The organism is Melaminivora alkalimesophila (genome assembly GCF_000282995.1).
In the GTDB taxonomy this organism is placed as follows: Bacteria; Pseudomonadota; Gammaproteobacteria; order Burkholderiales; family Burkholderiaceae_C; genus Melaminivora; species Melaminivora alkalimesophila.
The window spans coordinates 1-2,479 of record NZ_ALEE01000494.1; the positions used below are offsets into that span (position 1 = coordinate 1).

Consider the following 2,479-nt stretch of genomic DNA (forward strand, 5'->3'; position numbering starts at 1 on the left):
GCCCGCGCCGCCCAGGAGCGCGTGCAGCAGCTGGAGGCGCAGCTGCGCGACATCGAGGGTCAGCAGACCGAGCGCGGCCTGCTGGTCACGCTCGGCGACGTGCTGTTCGCCTTCAACAAGGCCGATCTGACGCCGCAGGCTGCGCCGCGCCTGGACAAGCTGGCCAGCTTCCTGCGCCAGTTCCCCGACCGCCGCCTGCGGATCGAGGGCTACACCGACAGTGTGGGGGGCGACGCCTACAACCTGGAACTGTCGCAGCGCCGTGCCCAGGCGGTGCAGGACGCGCTGGTGCAGCGTGGCGTCGATCCGTCCCGGATCACCGCGCGCGGCTACGGCAAGGCCCACCCGGTGGCCGACAATGGCTCGGCGGAAGGCCGTGCCATGAACCGCCGCGTGGAAATCGTGATCGCCGACGAGCAGGGCAACCTGCGTGGGCGCTGATCGGCCGCGCCCCGGGGCGCATCCCGCCCTTTTCTTGCACCCGACGCCATGACCCCTGACACCGTCCTGCACTTTTGGTTCGAGGAAAGCACGCCCCAGCAATGGTTCGCCAAGGACGAGGCCTTCGATGCCGCGATCCGCGAGCGCTTCGGGCAGTTGCACCGGCGTGCCGCGCAGGCCGAGCTCTGGCAGTGGCGCAGCAGTGCGCGCGGCCGGCTGGCGGAGGTCATCGTGCTCGACCAGTTCTCGCGCAACCTGCATCGCGACAGCGGCGCCGCCTTTGCCCACGACGGCATGGCGCTGGCGCTGGCCCAGGAGGCCGTGGCGCAGGGACTGGACCGGCAGCTGCCGCCCGAGCAGCGCAGCTTTCTCTACATGCCCTGGATGCACAGCGAATCGCGCCTGCTGCAGCGCGAGTCGGTCCGGCTGTTCACGGAGCTCGGGCGCGCGGAAAACCTGCATTTCGCCCGCCGCCACGCCGAGATCATCGAACGCTTCGGCCGCTACCCGCATCGCAACGCGGCGCTGGGCCGCACCAGCACGCCCGAGGAGCTGGCCTTCCTGCAGCAGCCGGGCAGCAGCTTCTAAACCCAGGGAGCCGGGACCGGCCACGAAAAAGGGCTGCCCCTCGGGCAGCCCCCGTTGCTGACCGGCCGCGCCTCAGCGGCCCGGCACACGCCCGTCCGGCGTGCGGATGGTCTCGTGGCCCTGCTTGGCGCGGTGGCGTTCCTGGTCGTCGCCCACCACACGCATGATCTTCTCCAGCGCCGCCGCGAAGGCGTCCGCCACCTTGGAGGCGTCGGCCTGCGCGCTCAGCGGCTGGTGGTTGGCCGGGCGCGCCTCGATCACGCAACGCTTGTCGTTGGCGCCGCCCTTGCCGGCGTTGGTGTCGGAGAAGAAGATCTCTACCCGTGTGAGGTAGTCCCGAAAGCGCGCCAGCTTGGTGGTGGCCTCCTGCTGGGCCCACTGGATCAGCGACTCGCCGCCCTGGATGTGGTCGTCGGTCTGTACCTGTACCTGCATGTTGTTCTCTCCTTCGCTGAGCTGGTTGAGGGGACAGGCGCGCCGGGCGTGCCTGCTGCCTCCATCATGCCCCAAGCGTGTACCGCTTCCTGGCAGCCGATGCCCCCAGGGCGCGCTGGACCGGCTCCTACAGCCGGCGAGCGCGTGGCAGCGCACAATGCCCAAGGGTAGAGGAATGCCCATGCTGATGCCCATGACCCGCCGCCCGCCTGCGCCCGCCACCACCGATCGGCTGAAGATCGGCCTGTCCGCGTGCTTTTCCCACGCCGACCCGGGGCGCTCGCTGTTCACCAACAAGACCCTGCAGTACGTGGAGCAGTCGATCGCCCACTGGCTGATGTCGGCCGGCGCGCTGGTCGTGATGGTGCCCTGCCCGACCGGCGAGACGGCGCGCGGCGACGTGACGCTGCGGCACTACGCCGAGTGGCTCGACGGCGTCGTCATGCACGGCGGCGCGGATGTGTGGCCCGGCAGCTATGGCGAGGAGCCGCTGCAGGAAGCCTGGATCGGCGACCGCATCCGCGACCTGTACGACCTGGCGGTGGTCGAGGCCTTCGAGCAGGAAGGCAAGCCGATCTTCGGCGTCTGCCGCGGCCTGCAGCTGATCAACGTGGCTTTCGGCGGGACGCTCTACCAGGACATCGAGACGCAGCACCCGGGCGCCATGCGCCACCGCGACCCCACCACCTACGACCAGCACTTCCACGAGGTGGACATCGTGCCCGGCACGCGCCTGGCGCAGCTGTACCCGCAGCAATCGCGCGTGGTGGTCAACAGCATCCACCACCAGGGCATCAAGCGGCTCGCGCCGGGCTTCGACATCGAGGCCTGGAGCTGGCCGGACGCGGTGCCGGAGGCGATCCGGCGCAACCCGCGCCAAGGGCGGGGCTACATCGCAGCGACGCAGTGGCACCCGGAATTCCGCGCCCGCGACGGGGCGGTGCTGGACGACACGCCGCTGCTGCAGGACTTCCTGGCCGCGTGCCAGGCGGCGCGCGCCCGCCCCCGGCCGGGG

General features: G+C 70.7%; 4 protein-coding genes. 3 read left to right on the top strand and 1 reads right to left on the bottom strand.

Annotated features, from left to right (window positions below; all coding sequences use genetic code 11):
* Both A612_RS09675 and A612_RS09680 read left to right on the top strand, forming a co-directional pair.
* On the top strand, positions 1 to 441 hold a 441-nt coding region (locus tag A612_RS09675), incomplete at its 5' end, for an OmpA family protein (RefSeq protein ID WP_019374296.1).
* A gap of 48 nt (positions 442 to 489) precedes the next feature.
* A complete protein-coding gene (locus A612_RS09680; RefSeq protein WP_019374297.1) occupies positions 490 to 1,029 on the top strand; it encodes a DUF924 family protein in 540 nt (179 codons plus the stop codon).
* A 72-nt stretch (positions 1,030 to 1,101) separates the two neighbouring features.
* Here A612_RS09680 and A612_RS09685 read toward each other — a convergent pair whose 3' ends face one another.
* A complete protein-coding gene (locus A612_RS09685) occupies positions 1,102 to 1,464 on the bottom strand; it encodes an HPF/RaiA family ribosome-associated protein (RefSeq protein WP_019374298.1) in 363 nt (120 codons plus the stop codon).
* A 175-nt stretch (positions 1,465 to 1,639) separates the two neighbouring features.
* Here A612_RS09685 and A612_RS09690 point away from each other — a divergent pair.
* Positions 1,640 to 2,479: gamma-glutamyl-gamma-aminobutyrate hydrolase family protein (locus tag A612_RS09690; RefSeq protein WP_040436525.1), on the top strand; the 840-nt coding region annotated here is incomplete at its 3' end.